3 protein-coding genes are annotated in these 1019 nt (G+C 42.6%); all 3 read right to left on the bottom strand.

Going from position 1 to position 1019, the window contains the following annotated elements; genetic code table 11:
* The coding region (locus ACFIKR_RS09405; protein ID WP_375659656.1) for a phage portal protein at positions 1-581 on the bottom strand (581 nt) is incomplete at its 3' end.
* Positions 581-829, bottom strand: a complete 249-nt coding sequence (locus ACFIKR_RS09400) for a phage head-tail joining protein (protein WP_375659655.1) — start codon at positions 827-829, stop codon at positions 581-583. The genes ACFIKR_RS09405 and ACFIKR_RS09400, both read right to left, overlap by 1 nt.
* Before the next feature lie 3 nt (positions 830-832).
* Positions 833-1019, bottom strand: a 187-nt coding sequence (locus tag ACFIKR_RS09395) for a hypothetical protein (RefSeq protein ID WP_375659654.1), incomplete at its 5' end; no start/stop codon positions are given.

Raw genomic sequence — 1019 nt, 5'->3', positions numbered from 1 at the left:
CAGAAATGATAAGCAACGCGCTTACCACTGGCATTAAATTCAATCCCCATACGAATGTAATTGCCTTCAATCTCAGCAGGTCCATTATAAGTGAGATCCAACATTTCAGTGGGATAAACTTGCAACTGAAGAGGCACACCAGAGCGCCCGTAGAGATCAACATAATGCAATCTTACAAAGCATTCACCAGTTAAAAAGACCTCTCGTGCAATGGTTGCTTGAAGTCCATAAAAATTGGCATCTTCATCATAATCCGCTTCATCAACCCATTGCCACCATAAGTCTAAAAGCTTTTTCTTTTCTTCTTGAAAACCTTCAATACGAGGATAAGGTTTAATCCCATCACTGACAGCCGCAGAGACCCATTCCTCCGTTGCAGACCCATAAAGAGCTTCATTGTCATAAAGCCATCTTGAACGGGCAACAATGGTATCACCGCATTCCTCAATGGCTTTATTGATATGTTTTTTGGCGGGGTCAAAACCACCCATACGGCGGCTTTTGCTTGCCGCTTCAAAATGGGGATTGTGTTGACGAGAAATTGTAAAAAAGCCTGTGAGTTTATTGATAAAGCCAGCCATTAATAGCCTCGTGATATATTAAAATAGAAAACGCGTGAACGCTTGCGCCCTTCAAGGTTGGCTATTTGTGTATTGATCATCTCAAGCGCTCTGCGAAGTTCCTCAACAGAACGATTGCTTACTTGCTTATCGCCATGGCGCACCGATTGCGCTCCCGAATAAAGAGCTTCTTCAATTTGCTCACGCCGCCTTTTTAAGTTTTCAAGTCTGTCAATTTTGCTGTTAATTGGTTCTAAAGTTTCATCCACAAATTACCTCCAATCCCCTCGCATATAAGGATTCATCATTGTTCTGAATGGCTTCTTTTGAGGCTGTGCTGTCTGAGATCTTCTTGGAGCAGGAGAGGGGGCATGTCTTGGTGTTGGCTGCTCTAAAGAGCCTTCAATTTTAAGTTTTTCCAGACGCTCTTCTAAGATATCGACTTCTCGATTAAGGTTT

It is taken from the genome of Bartonella sp. MR30HLJHH (genome assembly GCF_042194195.1).
In the GTDB taxonomy this organism is placed as follows: domain Bacteria; phylum Pseudomonadota; class Alphaproteobacteria; order Rhizobiales; family Rhizobiaceae; genus Bartonella; species Bartonella grahamii.
The sequence above is the reverse complement of the archived record's forward strand: the minus strand, read 5'-3'. Positions and strand labels throughout refer to the sequence as shown.